This is a genomic window from Fictibacillus sp. 23RED33, assembly GCF_015903925.1.
GTDB lineage: Bacteria > Bacillota > Bacilli > Bacillales > Fictibacillaceae > Fictibacillus > Fictibacillus phosphorivorans.
This window is the reverse complement of the sequence record NZ_JACZDX010000004.1, coordinates 25,440-43,199: the sequence shown is the minus strand read 5'-3', so window position 1 is coordinate 43,199 and position 17,760 is coordinate 25,440. Positions and strand designations below refer to the sequence as shown.

Below are 17,760 nucleotides of genomic sequence, written 5' to 3'. Positions count from 1 at the left end.
TGAAACATGTCTAACAGACTTTTAGAAATAAACAATCTAAACATAGCTTTCGGCAGTGGAAAGAACGTATTTAATGCGGTTACTGATTTAAGTCTCTCCGTCAGTAAAGGACAGACTGCCGCTCTTATCGGCGAATCAGGTTCTGGAAAAAGTATCACTTCTCTTTCAGTGTTAAAACTTCTACCAGCCAATGGTCGAGCAGAGTCAGGCTCGATCCGTTTTGACGATCAAGAGATTTTGCAGATGACAGAAAAAGAGATGCAAAAAATAAGAGGCAACGAGATCTCCATGATCTTTCAGGACGCGATCGCCTCACTGAATCCTGCTATGAAAGTGGGTATTCAGATCACAGAAGGCTTGAAATATCATAAACAGATAGCAAAATCAGAGCTTAGAACCGTGGCGCTCTCCCTTCTCGAACAAGTAGGTTTTCATAATCCTGCACATATTTTTGATCAATATCCTTCTCAGCTGTCAGGTGGCATGAAACAACGTATCTTAATTGCAATGGCCATATCCTGTAGACCTAAACTGATAATTGCGGATGAACCAACGACCGCGTTAGACGTAACGATTCAAAGGCAGGTATTGGATTTGATCGCTGATTATAAAATACGTGAAGACGCTTCTGTTTTAATGATCACACATGATTTTGGTGTAGTGGCAGAATATGCTGACTGGGTGTATGTCATGTTTGGAGGAAGAATCGTAGAATCAGGAGATGTGTTTACGATCTTTAATAATCCCATCCACCCTTATACAAAAGGATTGATCGGCTGCATTCCAAGTTTGGAGAGCGACAGCGAGCGTTTAAAGAGCGTTTACGATTATTCGTTTGAAGAAGCAGGATATAAGGGAAGAAAATTCGCACCAGAGACTTATTCCATGGAAAGCAAAGTCTATCATGCTCCGTCTTCTCTTATCGAAGTGGAACCTGGGCATTATGTTCGTCTATTTGATGAGAGCGAGGTGACGATCGTTGGATAAACACTTGATAACCATCCAAAACCTTTCTAAGTATTTTATGACGAAGACAGGAATCCATAAAGCAATCGATGGAATAACTCTCGATATTTTTAAAGGCGAAACATTAGGTATTGTTGGGGAGTCTGGATCTGGTAAGACGACCCTTGGCCGAACGATCATGCGATTGTATGAACCCGAGCACGGAAACATTACGTTTGATGGTCTGGACATCACACATATGCCCGAAAAAAAGTTGCGGCCATACCGTAAAGAATTTCAGATGATCTTTCAAAATCCTTATGAATCACTCAGCCCTCGTCTAACGGTCGGGGAAATTTTAGAAGAACCGCTTGTTATTCAGAGGATGTTAAGTAAAGAAGAGCGTACGAAGAAAGCTTACAATCTATTAGAAAAAGTCGGATTGCCGAAGACTTCTTATCTAAAAAAGATCCACGAGTTCTCCGGTGGGCAGCGTCAGCGGATTGGAATCGCTCGTGCATTGATGCTAGATCCTAAGTTTATTATTGCAGATGAACCCGTATCAGCGCTCGATGTATCTGTTCAAGCACAAGTGTTGAATCTATTAAAAGATCTTCAGTCCGAACTTGATCTAACCTGTTTGTTCATCTCACATGATCTTGGCGTTGTTCATTATATGAGTGATCGAGTTGCCGTCATGTACCTTGGCCATCTGATCGAATTGGCCCCAAAAGGTGAATTGTACCGAAATCCGATCCATCCTTATACGAAATCTCTTTTATCATCCATTCCGATCGCAGATCCTGAGCGTCGTAATGCATACAGAGAACCTATCATTCTGCCAGATAAACCGCTCTATCCGCCACAGTTGATTCATGTTGGTAACGATCATTACGTATCTGCGAACATGATCAATATTAAAGAGTTTGAGATTGAAAATAATAGAAACCTCATTCGTAATTGAGCAAATGAAAAGAGACTGCTTTCTAAGCAGTCTCTCTTTTAAACTGAATAATTATTTTCGCAAAATCACAAACATACTCACGCTCATTGTTCCTATAGTAAAAATAGACGCAATGATCACACCAACCCATACCATGAATAAATCTTCTCCTGGATAAGCGGGTTCAAGTGTTGCATAATACCAAAAAATCCACCCTAAGAAAAAGAGAAAAAACGTGCTTCCGATGAACGCCATCCTCACTTTATCCTTCCACGATCCTCTCCACACTTCAGAAAATAGCATCCACGTAATAAGACTTAGCGGTATGCACAGGCATAGCCCCGCCATAGCACCGTAAGGCAGAAAGAAAAGAATTACAAAAGCTAGTGCGAATAATGCAGCGTTCGCAACAAATAATGTTATACCTGCTTGCCAGTAGTTCGTACTTAAAGAACGACTCTTCAATTTATGGGTAATGTTTCTTACGATACCAACAGTGGCAATATCTCTTTTTTTTGTTATGAGGATTAACGTAAACAAGATTCCAGCTAACAATAAAACCGTCAAAAAAACACCCACTTTTTTACAATAAATTCATCTTATATTATCATTAAAGTAGAGAACTAGAATATAGCTATTTGGTAGGAGACGTAAAAGGAGGCGCCATAGATGTTTAAACTATTTTTTTTATTTTTCGCCATAGTCGTAATCGCTCCCCTAGTTATTAAATTCACCACTAAACCAAATTATCAAAAGGTGGCAGAAAAAACTGAACTTCCACCAAACTTAGGGATTCGCGAAGATCTACATTTACAAAAAAGTGTAAGAAACATGGAGAAAGCTCTCCCTCGTGAGTTTAAAGAAAAAATAAAACGCAGGTATCTTTCAGAGCACCCAAAGGCAACAGAAGCCTACTTTGAGGTTGTATATTATGAGCTTCAACGCTTCTTTATCATGTGTTCACTTTTAAATAATGTACCGATGTTCAGTAAAAAAGTGGATGACATCTGGCACGAGATGCTGATGTATACGAAGGAGTATGAGAAGTTTTCTGCTGAACTATGCGGTGAGCATATTCATCATGCTCCGAATGATATTGTAGAACCCGATCCACATGGGAGAGCTTGGTTTGATCTTTTGTATTCGAATCTTTTCTCCTTTACCGACTTTACACCCATAGCTTGGGGTAGTTTCTTTCAAAATCCGTTACATCAAGGTCTTTTACATGAGCTCCAAACACTTTCAACAGAAGAAATTGGAAATCGATATTTTAGGCCGAATGCTGATAAAGAAACGGTTCACGCTTTACTAACAAAAATTAAAGTAGACTTAAACCGAATATCGAATGATAAAGATCCTTACAAGGGATTAAAGCTAACACCGAATTCAATAGATAGTGCACCGATCTTAGCTGGTGCAATGCTTTATTATTCTTATCATCATTATGAAGACTATGACATGCACATGGCAAAATTGAGTCCCGCTTCTAACCATTACTCAGGTAACACAACAGCTTGCGGAAGTGGGTGTGGCAACCACCGTGACGACAATGGCGGACATGATAGCAGCTGTAGCAGTGACAGCGGGAGCAGCTGTGGAAGCAGTTGCGGCAGTGGATGCGGAAGTAGTTGATGCGATAAGTATTCTGCTTTAAATATAAAAAGCCCTGTAAGTGACTAAATATCACTTTGCAGGGCTTTCTTCTTAATTCTCTTCTACTTCTTTACGATTCTTTTTAAAGATTTTGGAGAGGACTTCATATACGATCGGCACGATGATCAGCGTTAATAATGTAGAACTCGCTAATCCGCCGATTACCGTAACGCCAAGACCTTTAGAGATCAGCCCGCCGCCGCCTGAGCCAACTGCTAACGGAATCAATGCTCCGATTGTTGCGATAGCTGTCATCAGGATCGGACGAAGTCGTGTAGCACCAGCCTCTAAAATCGCATCACGCATACTCATTCCTTCACGTTCCATATGAATGATTCGGTCTACGAGTACGATAGCATTCGTTACAACGATACCGATCAACATCAGAAGCCCCATCATAACCGATACGGATATGGTTTCACCTGCAATCAATAAACCTACAAACGAACCAATCACAGCAAATGGTAGTGAGAACAGGATCGCAAACGGTGCGACACCTTCACGGAATGTTACGACAAGTATGAAATACACGATCGCGATCGCCGCAAGCATAGCCGCTCCAAGCTGTGTGAAGGTTTCGTTCATATCAGCCTGAACTCCCGCCACTCCAACTGTAACTCCTTTTGGCATATCCAGTTTATCGATGTCTTTTTGAACTTCCGAAGTTGCTTTTGGCATATCATCGCCAATTGCCTTACCAGACACCGTAGCATAATACTCCCCTTTACTTCGGGCAAGGGTATTCAGTGTTGTTCCTTTTTCAACCGTAACGAGCTCAGATAACGGCATTGTCGTGCCTAGAGCTGTTGGTACCTGTCTTGCTAAAATATCGTCTACGGACTTAGGTTGTTTCGTTTGCTCCTGCTGAACGATAACGTCTAGTGTATCTCCGTCTTTTTCAATCGTCGTTAAGACTTCATCCGCTTTCATCGGATTCAGCATCATCACGATCTGACCTGTTGTTAGTCCGTATTTTAGAATCTCATTTTGATCGACGTTAAACGTATGCTCGACGAACGCATCCTTTGCGCTTGACGAAACATCTTCTAACTGATCGTTCTTGTTCATGGCTTCTTCTGCCATCTTCACCGCTTTATTGAGTTTATTCAGATCTTCACTGTAGAACGTATAGCTGACTTCGTTTTCAGCTCCTGTTGATGCAGCGAAGTTCTGACTCTTCCATTCTCCTGATTGACCAAGGTCAGCGACATAGTCTTCTATTTCATCCCGCACTTCTGGGAAGTTCTCCATTTCCGGATCAAAGATGAGGTACATGAGTGCCCCGCCTTCTCCGCCGCCGGCCATAGCCATCATCGGATCTGCGTTATCTGAAACAGAGATTTGAACGATATCGATATAATCACGTTTTAGCATCTTCTCTTCTAGAGCTTCAACGTTTTTCAATGTTTCTTCTTTAAGCTCACCTGCTTTTGGTGTGTATGTTAAGTACATCACTTTGTCTTCTTCACTGCCCATGAAGCTGAAACCGATAATAGGCGTTAAAGCTAAACTTCCTGCAAGTAAAAGGATCGCCAAGATAGAAGTAATAATTTTATGATTAAGAGATTTATTAAGAATCCCTTTATACCATTGTGCTAATTTACCAGTTTCCTTATGGCTGCTTTCTGTCTTTTCGCTATACAGCTTCTTTTTAAACAAAAAGTGTGACAACGCTGGAACGATTGTTATTGCAACAATGAGTGACGCACCTAGCGCAAATGTCATCGTTAACGCGAACGGCGCGAACAGTTCGCCTACCATACCACCCACAAAGATAAGCGGAGCGAACACCGCAACCGTTACGAGTGTGGAAGAAAGGATCGGCTTAAACATCTCAATTGTCGCTTCTCTAATTAACGCACGTCCGTTTAATTTTTCTTCTTTTAAATGCAAACGTCGATAAATATTTTCTACAACAACGATTGAGTCATCGATTACACGACCGATCGCAACCGTAATCGCCCCTAGTGTCATGATGTTTAACGTAATATCCATCCAGTTGAGCACAAGTAGCGCCATAAAGATGGAAACCGGAATAGAGATGATTGAGATAATTGTTGATTTAAAATCACGAAGGAATAACAGAATGATCAGTACCGCGATCAAACCACCAAACAAAGCTTTTTCAATCATGGTTGCGACTGAATCTTCAATTGGTTTTCCTTGGTCGAGTGACACATCAATAACTAGACCGTCTACTTTAGATTTCTCTTCTTTAATCAGCTCTTTTACACCATTTACAACATCAACCGTGTTGGCTTGCTGCTCTTTTACGATTTGAATGGCGATCGCTTCATCTCCGTTTGTTCTAGAGACAGATTCCACTTTACCTACCGTTTTGATATCAGCAATCTCACTTAGCTTTACAAAAGGTGTTGGGTTAGTTGCAGATGGTGTTACCGGGATCATCATGTTCTTCAGTTCATCTGAAGTCATGAACTTTCCATCAACGGCAACTGCTTCTTCACCTTTTTCAAACTCATACAATCCTAATGAAACAGCCATGTTGCTTGCTTGAATCATTTCTTTTACTTTATCTTCTGTTAGATCAAACTGTTTCAACTTATCTTTTTTATATGTAAGATCTACCTCTTCGATATGCTGACCCGTAATCTTAGCGGATGCCACACCATCGATTTTCTCGATCTTAGGAAGGATGATTTCTTCAACCGTTGATGTTAATTCAACGATATCCTCTTTCGTACTACTTACACTAAGTGCCGCAACAGGCATCATATTCATACTGATTGCTGTCACAGTCGGTTCCTCAGCTGTTTCTGGCAATTCGACTGCATCTAGTGCAGATTGGAGCTCACGCTTTGCTTCGTCCATGTCTATCCCGTATTCATATTCCACTTGGAGATTAGACATGTTTGAATAAGAATTTGAATAAACGGCTTTAACATCTTCAAGCCCTTCAACCGCTTTCTCGATCGGCATCGATACGTCTTCCATTACTTTCTCTGGCGTAGCTCCAGGATAAACGTCCATCACCATCAAGTAAGGAATCGAAACATCCGGAATCGTTTCCATATTCATACGTGTTCCTGAATAAATACCTGAGACTGTTATAATAATGGTAAGCAGCCATACAGCTAATTTATTCATTAAGACAAAATTAACTAAACCTTTCATTCATCCACCAACCCCTAATTGACTTATCCAACTCAATTATTTATACTAATGACTGATTGGTCATTTGTCAATGAATTACTTAGGAGCGATACAATGAGTAAGAAACAACTAATTATGGAGAGTGCCCTCGAACTATTTGCACAGCAAGGGTTTGATGCCACATCAGTCCAACAAATCACTGAACACGCAGGCATCTCAAAGGGTGCATTTTATTTATCTTTTAAATCAAAAGACGAACTGATCAACGGTCTGATCGACCATTTTATGCTGAGTTTGATCTCAGATATTGACCAAGTAGTCAAAAATCACGAAACGGATGCTAATCCTTTATACGAATTTTATCAAGCTGCGTTTCATTCTTTTCAAAAGCATTCTGATTTTGCCAAAATTTTTATAAAAGAACAATCAAAAACACCGAATGAAGAGCTGATCTCAAAGATTCATCACTATGATAAACTCATCGATAACATCATATTAGGCATGTTAGACCGCATTTATAGCGAAGAGATCTCACAGACTCGTTATGATTTGATCTATTGTGTAAAAGGCTTTATTCATACGTATTCACATTTAATTCTGTTCTTTAACGTTCCGCTGGATCTTCATACATTGAGTCGCTCACTTGCGGAAAAAACAGCACTACTCGCCAAACATTCAGAAACGACGTTTATCACAGAAGAGCTTTACCACACGATTAATGAACCTTTTCATGTTCATGTAACAAAAGAACAGCTGCTAGAGATGGTAGAGCAAAAGATAGAGGAAGTGGATGATTCAACGTTAAAAGAATCATTGAATCTCCTGAAAGAGCAGATGATTGAACCGAGTCTCAGTCCTGCAATCGTAAAAGGATTAATCTTAAACCTGAATAACCACCCAGCATGTAAGCAGATTGCTTATTTGATTCAGGATTGTTTGGAAGTATAGAGAAAACTTTTTGAAAGTGTTGATCTACGCTCCGGGACGCTCGCTTTCCTGGGGGTGTGCGGTGAGCCTCTTAGCGCTCTGCGCTTTTAAGAGTCTCACCTGTCCCACTGATCCCCAAGGAGTCTCGCACCCTACGCTCCAATCAACTTGTCAAAGTTGAGAATGAAATACAGTAATTCAAAGTAGATTTGTTTTAGAACTGCACTGTAATCCGATACACCCACCGTCTGAAGAACTCATTCCAAGAAACTATTAAAGGGTAAGGCAACCTCAATTTGACTAGGTCGCCTTACCCTTTTTGAATACAAAATCTATCTCTTTTTAAGTTCTTCCACAATCAGCTTGTTCACAAGTGGAGGGTTTGCTTTCCCTTTTGTTTCTTTCATCACTTGTCCAACAAGGAATCCGACTGCTTTTTCTTTTCCGTCTTTATAATCCGCAACAGATTGCTCGTTCGCATCAAGGATCTTCACAACGATTTCTCGGATCGCTCCTTCGTCTGAGATCTGCACGAGACCTTTTTCTTTAACGATTTTCTCTGCGTCGCCACCGTTCTCGATCAACTCTTTGAAGACCGTCTTCGCGATCTTGTTAGAGATCGTTCCGTCTGCAATCAGCTTAATCATGCCAGCAAGACCTTCCGCTGTTAGTGCCGTTTGATCGAGCTCTTTATTTTCATTGTTTAAGTAAGCACTCACTTCACCCATAATCCAGTTGGATGCTTGCTTCGCATCTGCACCAGCTGTGATTGTCGCTTCAAAGAAATCAGCCATCTCTTTTGTCATCGTTAATACTTTTGCGTCATATTCAGGTAATCCGAAGTCACCGACATAACGCTTTTGACGAGCATCCGGAAGTTCTGGAATGTCCGCTTTCACACGATCCATCCATTCTTCATCGATAAAAATGGATACAAGATCAGGCTCTGGGAAGTAACGATAGTCGTCAGATCCTTCTTTTACACGCATCAGGATTGTCGTTTTCGTCGCTTCGTCATAGCGGCGAGTCTCTTGAAGAATCTCTCCTCCAGCTGAAACCACTTCACGCTGACGTTTCTCTTCATGCTCTAATCCTTTTTGTACGAAAGCAAACGAGTTTAAGTTTTTAAGCTCTGCCTTTGTTCCGAACTTCTCTTGACCAACCGGACGGATCGAGATGTTCGCGTCACAGCGCAACGAACCTTCTTCCATCTTACAGTCAGAAACACCTGTGTATTGAATGATCGCTTTAAGCTTTTCTAAATACGCGTAAGCTTCTTCAGGCGTACGAATATCTGGCTCAGAGACGATCTCAACAAGAGGGGTTCCTTGACGGTTTAAATCGACAAGTGATCCGTCTGCTGTATGAGTCAACTTACCTGCATCCTCTTCCATATGGATACGCGTAATACCGATTTTCTTTTTCTTTCCGCCAACTTCGATCTCAATCCAGCCGTGTTCACCGATCGGCTTATCAAACTGTGACACTTGATAAGCTTTCGGATTGTCTGGATAAAAGTAGTTTTTGCGGTCAAATTTTGTTTCTTTATTGATTTCACAGTTAAGAGCAAGTGCGGCACGCATTGAAAAATCTACAGCTTGCTGGTTCACAACAGGCAACACTCCAGGATGGCCTAAGCAGATCGGACATACATTCGTGTTCGGCGGTGCACCAAAGTTTGTAGAACAGCCGCAGAAAATCTTAGTGTTTGTTTTTAATTCAACGTGTACTTCTAATCCAATTATCGTTTCAAATTCGCTCATTTTCTGCACCCCCTACAGCTTCGGCTTTTCTGTGTGATGATCTGTTGCTTGTTCAAACGCATGTGCTACGCGGTAAATCGTGCTCTCGTCAAAATGCTTACCGATGATCTGAAGTCCGATCGGCAGTCCATCTGAGAATCCACAAGGTACAGAGATCGCAGGCACACCAGCTAAGTTAACCGGAATCGTTAGAATATCGTTCATATACATCGTTAACGGATCTTTCGTCATCGATCCACATTTAAACGATGCAGATGGCGTTGTTGGTCCGATGATCACATCGTATTTTTCAAAAATGTTCGTAAAGTCTTCTTTTATCAGCGTACGAACTTTTTGTGCTTTTTTATAATAAGCATCGTAGTATCCAGAGCTTAACGCGAACGTCCCAAGCATGATGCGGCGTTTTACTTCCTCACCAAAGCCTTCGCTTCTAGATTGCTTGTACATCTCGATCAAATTCTCGCTGTTATCTGAACGCAGTCCGTAACGAACGCCATCAAAGCGTGAAAGGTTAGCAGAAGCTTCAGATGATGACAGCAAGTAGTACGTTGCAAGTGCATAACGAGAATGCGGCAGAGATACTTCTTCCCATGTCGCTCCAAGTCCTTCAAGTATTCTTAGAGCTTCCATCACGCGCTCTTTTACGCCAGGCTCTACACCTTCACCGAGATACTCTTTTGGAACCGCAATCTTCAATCCTTTAACATCACCTGTAAAAGAAGCCAGGTAATCTGGGATATCCACTTTTGCAGATGTAGAATCCATCGGGTCGTTCCCTGCAATGGCTTGCAGCAAGTATGCATTGTCTTCGACGTTACGCGTTACAGGACCAATTTGATCCAGTGAAGACGCAAACGCGACTAAGCCGTAACGAGATACGAGTCCGTAAGTTGGCTTCAATCCAACAACACCACAGAAAGCAGCAGGCTGACGTATCGAGCCACCTGTATCAGAACCTAGTGAGAAAAGAACTTCTCCCGCTGATACGGATGCTGCAGACGCACCGGATGAACCTCCTGGTACACAAGAAAGATCCCACGGGTTGTGAGTTGGATGAAATCCGGAGTTCTCATTTGATGACCCCATCGCAAATTCATCCATGTTCAATTTTCCGATCGTGATCGTGTCCGCTTGATTCAAGCGTTCCACAACGGTTGCATCATAGATCGGTTCAAAGTTCTCTAAAATGCGAGACGCACACGTTGTACGAATCCCTTTTGTTACGATGTTATCTTTGATTCCGATCGGCATACCAAAGAGCAGTCCTCTATCAGCACCTGAAACAAGCTTTTCATCTAATTGTTTAGCCTTAATGCGGCTGTATTCTTCATTTAGTGTTAAAAACGCCTTTACTTTATCATCTACTTGATGAATGCGGTCAAACGTCGCATCCACAATGTCAGTTACACTCAATTCTTTTGTATGTAATAACTGATGAAGTTCTGAGATCTTTTTATCTAAAATCGACATACGTGGTCTTTCCTCCTACTCCAAAATGTTCGGAACTTTAAACTGGCCATCTCTTTCTGAAGGCGCATTTTTCATCGCCTCATCCACTGAAACAGAATTTCTCACTTCGTCTTTACGAAGGATATTCTTCAGCTCCAGAACGTGTGTAGTCGGCTCCACGTTATCTGTATCGAGTTCGTTCAGTTCTTCAGCAAACCCGATAATCTTATCTAATTGTTCAGTCAGCAATTCGGCTTCTTCCTCCGTAACCGCTAACCTGGCTAAATGCGCCACGTGCTTCACTTGATCTTTCGAAATTCGAGACAAGCTCGCCACCTCCAAGACTTTCTATACGAAAAGTATTATTCTGATGATAACAAAAAGCTTGCTGTATAAGCAACTTGAGGACGGAACATTCACGAAATTGAGTTATTTTTGTGGGATTTGAGTCCGGGATTGCACTTTTTTACGGTACGTGTTTTTATTTTTATTACGCATTCACCGGTGAATAGGCTGTTTCCGCCTGAGAGTGTTGAGTTACCACCTGAAAAAGTGCTGTGAGCACCGTCCTGACGCGTGTAACCACCTGAGGATCGCACCGCTTCCACTTGAATGCATCACTTACGCCACACAAATAGCTCTCAAAATAGAAAAAAGAATCTACTTTTTCGTAGATTCTTTCGTTATTGATACTAAATGCTTTAGATTCCCCACTCATGAAGCTCTAAACGGCGTACTCCTTCTTTTACGTAAGGATCTTCTTCCGCTAATTGTTTCGCCTCGTCTAATGACTCAGCTTTATAAATGACCATACCGCCTGCTCCGTCTAAGAATGGTCCTTTTAGATGAACTTTATCTTGTGCAACAAGCTCTGCTAGGTAGTCGAGGTGAGCCTGACGGAACTCTTGATTGAGCTCTGGTTTTTCCATATGTAAAATTGCTGCAAAATATGCCATGTGTGTTACCTCCCTCATTATTACTCTCATCTTACTATAGTCAGCTCTCGGCATAAAAGAAAAAACATCCGGTCAATAAAACCAGATGTTTCAATCTTTACCGTAGCCCGAGTCTTTCGTTGGATGGCGAAGCATGCCTTCTTTCGGCGGTGCTTTCTTTTCGATCAGGTCGCGGTTCATGTTCGTGTTCCAGCCGATATCGTTCGTCGGATGCACCCACTCATCCCCTGCCATCACTTCTGGATCTGTGTCTGTACTCCAGTTGTTGAGAGGAGAATTGGACGAGTCGTAAAGGCTATCTCCAATTACCACACCATGCTCGTTTACAAACGGTGCTTGCATCTTCATACCTGTACCTTTAAAATCAGGCGAACTGATTTGATGAGGCAACGTTTCATCCAAATCGACTTTCTTTTGCTCTTTATCTTTTGACATCTTCACACCTGCTTTCATATCGGTATACGATTAACTTCTCCTGAAGCGACGTGTACAATCCATTTTTTTGTTTGCAGATGGTGCGAAGACTTATAAATTTTTTTGAGGACTTATAAAAAAATTTGAAGACTTATAAATTTTTTTCAAGACTTATAAATTTTGTTGAAGACTTATAAATTTTGTTGAAGACTTATAAATGAAAAATCCCCACAAAAAAACCCTTTCTCAGGCGAGAAAGGGCTCAATTTCAAAAATTATAGTGTTTCTGAAGTTGTTTTTGCTTGCATGTGAAGTGTTAGGTAGTCTGGGCCACCCGCTTTTGAGTCAGTACCAGACATGTTGAATCCGCCGAACGGCTGGTATCCAACGATTGCACCTGTACATCCACGGTTGATGTAGAAGTTACCTACGTGGAACTCTTCACGCGCGCGCTCGATGTGCTCACGGTTGTTAGAAAGAAGCGCACCTGTTAGACCGTACTCTGTGTTGTTTGCGATTTCCATCATGTGATCGAAGTCACGTGCTTTACATACCGCTACAACTGGTCCGAAGATCTCTTCTTGCATCAGACGAGCTTTTTCATCTACATCAGCAAAGATTGTAGGCTGGATGAAGTAACCTTTAGAGTCGTCGCCTTCTCCACCAGTCATCAGACGGCCTTCTTCTTTTCCGATTTCAATGTACTTCATGATCTTGTTGAAAGAAGCTTGGTCGATTACTGGCCCCATGTAAGTGCCAACTTCTTCAGGGCTACCCATCGTTAATGTTTTAGTAAGCGCTACTGCTTTTTCTAAAACTTCGTCGTAAACGTCTTGGTGGATAACGGCACGAGATCCAGCAGAACATTTTTGTCCAGAGAATCCGAACGCAGAGTAAACGATTGAGCTTGCTGCTAATTCAAGATCAGCATCACGGTCAACAACAACTGTGTCTTTTCCGCCCATTTCAGCGATTACACGCTTCAACCAGATTTGGCCAGGGTGTACTTTTGCTGCGCGCTCATAGATACGGCAACCTACTTCACGAGAACCTGTGAATGATACGAAGCGAGTTTTCGGGTGATCTACTAGGTAGTCACCGATTTCTGCACCGCTACCAGGAACGAAGTTAAGTACGCCTGCAGGAAGTCCTGCTTCTTCCATCACTTGTACGAACATTGCTGCGATAACTGGCGTTGAGTTCGCTGGTTTCAACAATACTGTGTTACCTGTAACGAACGCCGCTGCTGCAGTACCTGCCATGATCGCAAACGGGAAGTTGAATGGAGAGATAACGATACCTACTCCAAGTGGGATATAGCTAAATTTATTAATTTCGCCGTCACGGCTTACAACTGGTTGTCCAGCTTTAAGCTTGATCGCTTGGCGTGCATAGTATTCTAAAAAGTCGATCGCTTCAGCTGTATCAGCGTCAGCTTCTTTCCATGGCTTACCTGCTTCTTTTGTAAGCATAGCGGAGAATTCATATTTACGGCGGCGGATGATCGCTGCTGCACGGAACAAAATGTTCGCGCGGTGTTCAGGATCCCACTTTTTCCAAGATTCGAAAGCTGTTAATGCAGCTTGCATCGCTTGCTCAGCATGATCTTGAGTCGCTTTGGAAACAGATCCAATCACTTCTTCTTTGTTAGCTGGATTTATAGAAACAATCTTTTCGTCTGTCGTGATCTTTTCACTGCCGATAACAAGCGGAAACTCTGTACCAAGCTTTGAGTTAATTACTTTTAACCCTGCTTCGTAAGCTTCCTTGTTTGCAGGAACTGAAAAATCCATAAATGGTTCATGACGGTATTCACGTGTCATAATAAATTCCCCTCCTATTAAAGCGTTTTCATTATTCGGTTTCCCACGTTCATTCTACATGAACATAGCGGTTTGTTCAAACAAACTGATAATAGTCAGAATTCTTTATTTTCAAGGGATAAGCCCACTTTGTGCATCTTTTTTCTTTATGTTGAATGATTAATAAGGTTTTGTATGAGTTTATGTGATTTTCGTAGGAGATGGGCGAATAATTATGAATTCTATGTTCTTCTTGAAGTATATTTTTCCAAATAACAAAGAAGCTTTTGGAAGTGGTAGATTTCCGCTCCAGGTTGCTCGCTTTCCGGGGGGCGTGCGGTGAGCCACCCTACCGTTTTGCGTTGGCGGGGTCTCACCTGTCCCGCTGATCCCCAGGAGTCTCGCACCTTGCGCTCCTATCAACTTGTCATTGAAGTTTTAAAAACCTTCAAAAGCTAAAGTTATTAATACAACGAAACAAAATACAAAAGCCCACTAACCATAACGGTAGTGGGCTTTCTAAAATCCTTATTTACGATAAATATGCACGAATGGTTCTTCTTGTGTTGTTTCGTCCTTCACGATGAGCGCCTCTGGTTGATCAACCGCTGACCCGATATATACTTCTACCGGCACGTTCGGTAGCTCGCCTAGTGCGGACGTCGCGACGAACTGGGTGAAGGAGATGATTTCCGCTTTACCGCGGAACTGAACAGGAATCTCAAGCGTCAATCGCTCTAGGTTGCCGTCTTTATAGTACCCTTTCCCGATTACCCCGATATAGTTAGGGAAATACTCCTGAACCTTTGATTTGAAAGAAGTAAACTTTTCGTAGTCACTTCGCTTCTTTTTTGAAGCTGAGTCTGAAGGGAACAGCACATAATCTTCATCTACGTCTTCCCATGAACTTACTGAGCTGCTTCCTTTTTTCACAACGCCTGACGCAAAGAAGTTTCCAGGCGTTACAGAATCACGTTCTTCTTCTTGATAGAGAGCAAATACAATCGGCACATCTTTAAGCTTTGAATCTGTGCGCAATCGGCTTGCCACTTGTCCTGCTATTTTCTGTGCTTCTTGTTTCACTTTTTCACGCTGGAGCTTCACTTCACCAGGATAGATCAAGCCTTGTTGGTTAACGTCATAATAGTACGTGGAGTTAAAGGATAAACCTACTACCACACCGCCAAGCTTTACTTTACCATCGCCACTCTGAACGAGATAATTGTGTTCAAGAACATAAGAAAGATACTTAGGATTGTTTTTGTTTGCTTCTAGCATCTTATCTTTAAACCCTGGGTCACCTTCGTCAACTTTTACACCTAGCTTAGGATTCAATCCTGTTTGGTCTAGCTCACTCTTGCTCTTTCCTGGTTCTTCATCTGATCTCTTCAGCCAGTTCGTAACCGTAGGCTCATTCAGAAATTGTCCTTCTTGGAAAAAGTACTTGTCTGTACTGAATGTGTCTTGAGCGATGCGCATTAATCCCATCTCAAACTCGTTGATATCAAGCCGGTTATCAACGCCATAACGAATTACACCACGAGCACCACCTGGTTCGAACGGAAAAATACTTCGGTAGTACTTTTCACCAGTATTAATCTCCCCAGTTATAATCGCTTTCTCATCTTTTTTGCCCTTTTCTTGCACGATCTTTTCTTCTTTTTCCAGCTCATCGCCACCCCAGCAGCCGGTCAAAAGCAGTAAAGTACTTAAGAAAAGGAGCCCAACCCGTTTCATCATCACGGACACTCCTCTAGTTTGTTGGTTAGCTCTCGCCAATCTTATTTGTTTAGCTCGTCCACCAATTTTTGCTCATCCCAAATCTCAATGCCTAGCGTCTTTGCTTTATCAAGCTTAGATCCAGCATCTTCTCCTGCGATCAGCATATCTGTATTCTTACTCACGCTTCCTGTCACTTTCGCTCCTAAGCGTTCCAATTGTTCCTTTGCATCATTACGAGTCAAGATAGATAGTTTACCTGTTAACACGACTGTTTTCCCAGCAAAAGGAGTATCAAGATCTTCCACTTTTACAAGCTTCGGACCTTTGTATTCCATGTTCATGCCTAGGGTCTTAAGTTCAGCTACGAGTTCGTGCACTTCTGGCTTTGAAAAATAAAGCAGGATAGAGTCAGCCATCTTTTCACCGATCTCTTCAACAGCTAAAAGCTCTTCTTTAGAAGCACTCATCAAACCATCCATATTTTCAAAACGCTGCGCGATCGTCTTCGCCGCTTTCGCTCCAACGTGACGAATGCCCAGCCCAAACAAAAGTCGCTCTAATGAATTTTCTTTTGACTTTTCAATCGCAACAAGCAAGTTGTCTACCGACTTCTCGCCCATACGCTCTAATTCTAACAGTTTCTCGCGCTCTAGCTTAAACAAATCGGCAAAGTTTTGAATTAATTTTTCTTTAAATAACTGTGCGACTACTTTTTCACCGAGTCCATCAATGTTCATGGCGTTTCGAGATACAAAGTGAATGAATCCTTCTCGAATCTGCGCCGGGCATTGCGGATTCAAACAGCGCAGTGCTACTTCTCCATCTAAACGCTCTAGCTTGCTGTCGCACTCTGGGCATTCGGTTGGCATATTAAAATCGATCTCATCACCAGTTCGGCGCTCCGTGATTACATTTACGACTTCAGGAATGATGTCACCGGCTTTTTTAACCACAACATAGTCGCCTAGCTTGATGTCTTTTTCACGAATCAAGTCTTCATTATGTAACGAAGCACGCTTTACCGTCGTTCCCGCAACTAACACAGGCTGAAGCAACGCGGTTGGTGTTACAACACCCGTACGCCCGACGTTCAACTCGATACCTTCTAGCTTTGTTACCACTTCTTCAGCAGGGAACTTATAGGCAATCGCCCAACGCGGGTTCTTCGCCGTAAATCCTAGTTCCTCTTGCTGATACAGAGAGTTCACCTTAATTACGATCCCATCGATCTCATATGGAAGGTCTGGACGCTTTTCCTGCCAGCTGTTCACATATTCAATCACTTCTTCGATGTTCGCGCATTTCTTCCACTCCGAGTTCGTTTTAAAACCTAAGTGGTTTAAGTACGTTAAGCTTTCGTCGTGCGAATCAACTGAATGACCCTCAAGCTTTCCTACACCATAAACAAAAATATCGAGGTTACGGCTCGCTGCAATCTTTGGATCAAGTTGACGTAGAGAACCCGCTGCAGCATTTCGTGGATTCGCAAAAAGCTCTTGTCCTTCTTCTTCTCGATGCGCATTCAGCTTTTGGAAGGATTTTTTCGGCATGAATGCCTCTCCTCGAACTTCAAGCATCACATCTTCTTTTAACTTGAATGGAATAGAACGGATCGTTTTTAAATTATTCGTTATATCTTCACCGATTGTGCCGTCTCCGCGTGTAGCTCCACGAACAAAACGACCATCTTGATACGTGAGGGATACAGCTAGACCGTCGATTTTAAGTTCAGCTACATACGATACGTTCGAACCTACTCCATCTCTAACACGGCGGTCAAAATCTCGCAGATCTTGATCATTGAAGGCATTGCCGAGACTCAGCATCGGTACGGTATGGTCCACTTTTTCAAAAAAGTCCAAAACAGCACCGCCTACACGTGAGGTAGGCGAGTGCTCGTCATGAAGTTCTGGATGATTGTTTTCAAGTTCGATCAGCTCTTTCATAAGCTGATCATATTCAGCATCAGGTACCGACGGCTTATCTAGTACATGATATTCGTAATTATATTTTTCTAGCATTTCCCGGAGTTCCAGGATGCGTTCCTTCGCTTGTTCTTCGTTCAACCCGTT

General features: G+C 42.2%; 14 protein-coding genes. 4 read left to right on the top strand and 10 right to left on the bottom strand.

Going from position 1 to position 17,760, the window contains the following annotated elements; genetic code table 11:
• Positions 1 to 6 precede the first annotated feature (6 nt).
• On the top strand, positions 7 to 987 hold the full coding sequence (locus IHV09_RS14725) for an ABC transporter ATP-binding protein (protein WP_197264828.1): 981 nt from the start codon (positions 7 to 9) through the stop codon (positions 985 to 987).
• Positions 980 to 1,909, top strand: a complete 930-nt coding sequence (locus IHV09_RS14720) for an ABC transporter ATP-binding protein (RefSeq protein WP_231618340.1) — start codon at positions 980 to 982, stop codon at positions 1,907 to 1,909. The genes IHV09_RS14725 and IHV09_RS14720 overlap by 8 nt, the downstream gene beginning before the upstream one ends.
• 51 nt (positions 1,910 to 1,960) lie before the next feature.
• On the opposite strand, the gene IHV09_RS14715 is transcribed toward IHV09_RS14720, so the two are convergent.
• Positions 1,961 to 2,455 carry a hypothetical protein gene (locus IHV09_RS14715; RefSeq protein ID WP_197264827.1) on the bottom strand — a complete coding sequence of 165 codons (495 nt, stop codon included), beginning with the start codon at positions 2,453 to 2,455 and terminating at the stop codon, positions 1,961 to 1,963.
• Between the two features lie 102 nt (positions 2,456 to 2,557).
• Between IHV09_RS14715 and IHV09_RS14710 the strand changes: the two genes are divergently transcribed.
• Positions 2,558 to 3,520 carry a hypothetical protein gene (locus IHV09_RS14710; RefSeq protein ID WP_197264826.1) on the top strand — a complete coding sequence of 321 codons (963 nt, stop codon included), beginning with the start codon at positions 2,558 to 2,560 and terminating at the stop codon, positions 3,518 to 3,520.
• A gap of 72 nt (positions 3,521 to 3,592) precedes the next feature.
• Here the strand turns inward: IHV09_RS14710 and IHV09_RS14705 are convergent, their stop codons facing one another.
• Positions 3,593 to 6,676, bottom strand: a complete 3,084-nt coding sequence (locus IHV09_RS14705) for an efflux RND transporter permease subunit (RefSeq protein ID WP_197264825.1) — start codon at positions 6,674 to 6,676, stop codon at positions 3,593 to 3,595.
• A gap of 93 nt (positions 6,677 to 6,769) precedes the next feature.
• Here IHV09_RS14705 and IHV09_RS14700 point away from each other — a divergent pair, with 93 nt between their 5' ends.
• Positions 6,770 to 7,603 carry a TetR/AcrR family transcriptional regulator gene (locus IHV09_RS14700; RefSeq protein ID WP_197264824.1) on the top strand — a complete coding sequence of 278 codons (834 nt, stop codon included), beginning with the start codon at positions 6,770 to 6,772 and terminating at the stop codon, positions 7,601 to 7,603.
• A gap of 311 nt (positions 7,604 to 7,914) precedes the next feature.
• Here the strand turns inward: IHV09_RS14700 and gatB are convergent, their stop codons facing one another.
• The 8 genes from gatB to ligA all read right to left on the bottom strand — a co-directional run bounded on the left by gatB (position 7,915) and on the right by ligA (position 17,754).
• Positions 7,915 to 9,345 (bottom strand): Asp-tRNA(Asn)/Glu-tRNA(Gln) amidotransferase subunit GatB, encoded by a 1,431-nt coding sequence (gene gatB, locus IHV09_RS14695; RefSeq protein ID WP_197132258.1) that lies wholly within the window; start codon positions 9,343 to 9,345, stop codon positions 7,915 to 7,917.
• A gap of 12 nt (positions 9,346 to 9,357) precedes the next feature.
• On the bottom strand, positions 9,358 to 10,815 hold the full coding sequence (gatA, locus tag IHV09_RS14690; protein ID WP_197191945.1) for an Asp-tRNA(Asn)/Glu-tRNA(Gln) amidotransferase subunit GatA: 1,458 nt from the start codon (positions 10,813 to 10,815) through the stop codon (positions 9,358 to 9,360).
• Between the two features lie 15 nt (positions 10,816 to 10,830).
• Entirely contained in the window at positions 10,831 to 11,121 is a 291-nt protein-coding gene (gene gatC, locus IHV09_RS14685; protein ID WP_066390841.1) for an Asp-tRNA(Asn)/Glu-tRNA(Gln) amidotransferase subunit GatC, read from the bottom strand.
• A gap of 374 nt (positions 11,122 to 11,495) precedes the next feature.
• Positions 11,496 to 11,750: a YciI family protein gene (locus tag IHV09_RS14680; protein WP_197132252.1), complete on the bottom strand. Its 255-nt coding sequence runs from the start codon at positions 11,748 to 11,750 to the stop codon at positions 11,496 to 11,498.
• Between the two features lie 90 nt (positions 11,751 to 11,840).
• Complete coding sequence (locus IHV09_RS14675; protein WP_197191968.1) at positions 11,841 to 12,185, bottom strand: DUF3905 domain-containing protein; 345 nt, start codon at positions 12,183 to 12,185, stop codon at positions 11,841 to 11,843.
• 254 nt (positions 12,186 to 12,439) lie between these two features.
• Positions 12,440 to 13,987: an L-glutamate gamma-semialdehyde dehydrogenase gene (pruA, locus tag IHV09_RS14670; protein WP_197191946.1), complete on the bottom strand. Its 1,548-nt coding sequence runs from the start codon at positions 13,985 to 13,987 to the stop codon at positions 12,440 to 12,442.
• A 507-nt stretch (positions 13,988 to 14,494) separates the two neighbouring features.
• Positions 14,495 to 15,706 carry a CamS family sex pheromone protein gene (locus IHV09_RS14665; RefSeq protein WP_197132246.1) on the bottom strand — a complete coding sequence of 404 codons (1,212 nt, stop codon included), beginning with the start codon at positions 15,704 to 15,706 and terminating at the stop codon, positions 14,495 to 14,497.
• 41 nt (positions 15,707 to 15,747) lie between these two features.
• Positions 15,748 to 17,754: an NAD-dependent DNA ligase LigA gene (ligA, locus tag IHV09_RS14660; protein WP_197264823.1), complete on the bottom strand. Its 2,007-nt coding sequence runs from the start codon at positions 17,752 to 17,754 to the stop codon at positions 15,748 to 15,750.
• Between the last annotated feature and the right edge of the window lie 6 nt (positions 17,755 to 17,760).